This is a genomic window from Micromonospora sp. NPDC005215 (assembly GCF_040607915.1).
Classification (GTDB): Bacteria; Actinomycetota; Actinomycetes; order Mycobacteriales; family Micromonosporaceae; genus Micromonospora.
Map to the genome: position 1 here is coordinate 1 of NZ_JBEXHQ010000118.1, position 1,652 is coordinate 1,652.

Consider the following 1,652-nt stretch of genomic DNA (forward strand, 5'->3'; position numbering starts at 1 on the left):
AACGAGGCGGTGTACTCGCGCAGCATCACCGTGCCGGACTCGGGGCAGCCGCAGTCGACCTGGATCGAGTTCGGCGCCGTCAACCACCAGGCGACACTCTCCGTCGACGGCCGAGTGGTCGCCACCCAGACGACGGCGTTCACCCCCTCGAACTTCGACATCAGCGCATACGCGGCGCCCGGCACCACCCACACGATCACCGTGAACGTGAAGGGCCGCGGCGCGTTGAAGGCGTCCAACGGCCGGTACCTGGTGCCCGACGCCGCCACGTGGTCCGAGGCGGTACCGCAGGGGATCTTCGGGTCCGCGTTCCTGCGGGTGTACCCGGCGGTGTACGTCAGCGACACATTCGTGCGTCCGTCGGTGGCGAACAAGACGTTGACCTACGACGTGTCGGTGCGTAACACGTCGGGCAGTTCCCGGTCGGTGACGTTGACCGGGTCGCTGTCGTCCAACAACGGAACGGCTTTCAGCTACCCGGCACTGCCCAGCCGTACGGTCACCGTGGCGGCCCGCTCGACCGTGACCGTGACCGTCGGGCCGGTCGCGTGGAACCTCGACAGCACCTCGTACTGGTGGCCCAATGTGCCGTACCGGTCGGGGTACCGGGCGCAGTTGCACGGGCTGACGGTGCATGCCGTCACCGATGACGGGCACACCAGCGACGCCACGTCCCGGTTCGGGTTCCGGGAGGCCACCCAGAACGGTGACTACTACTACCTCAACGGCGTGCGCGTGAACTTCCGCGGCGACAACCTCCAGGGTGCCGACTACGACCGGATCAACAACGGCGGCAAGGGCGACGCGTACCACACCCTGCCCGGCTTCCTGCCCCCGTCGTCCGGCAACGGCGGCTGGCCGCAGGCGGTGGACAACTACCAGCGGCTGAACTACAACGTGGTGCGCATCCACCAGGAGCCCGGGAGCCCGTACATGTTGGATGTCGCCGACGAGATGGGCCTGATGATCATCGACGAGGTGGCGATTCGCGGCTCCCAATCCTCGCAGGAGTGGCAGAACTCCGTCGGGCGCGACAACATGGTCAACCACGCCCGTGCGCTGGTCCTGCGCGACCGCAACCACCCCGCGATCATCCGCTGGAGTCAGAACAACGAGCCGAACCAGAGCGGCCAGGATTCCGAACAGTTCGAGAAGGACCTGTACGCGGCGATGAACGGCGCCGACGGCACCCGGCCGATCATTGTCGAGGTGGGCGTCGGCGGGAATGTCAGCCTGTATCCCGGGATGACGTACGCCAACTTCGCGGTGATCCCGCACTACGTCGACGGCTTCGGCAGGTACGGGGAGGGCCTGATCACCGTGAATGGGCGGCCCGACGGCGAGGGCGAGTTTATCTGGCCGGCATGCAACAACAAGCAGGGCTTCGAGTGGTTCGCCACGGCAACCCTGGCCAAGCGCGGCAAGGGCGCCACCGACCTGCGTCCGTACACGCTGCTGTCCGCCTGGGCCAGCGTCGTGCCCGGCGTGCGGTCCACCGACTTCACCCCGGAGGAGGGCGGTCACCCCATCTACGGCGCCGACAACCTGCCCGACCCCTGGAGCAACCCGCAGATCCAGCGGGTGCAGGCGGCGTTCAACCCGGTGGCCGCGGTCGACCTCCCGTACTGGTCCGCCTCCGGCAATTCGGACTC

General features: G+C 67.6%; 1 protein-coding gene. It reads left to right on the top strand.

Annotated features, from left to right (window positions below):
* A partial coding sequence (locus ABZU25_RS34450; protein ID WP_355033545.1) for a glycoside hydrolase family 2 TIM barrel-domain containing protein occupies positions 1 to 1,652 on the top strand: 1,652 nt, incomplete at both ends.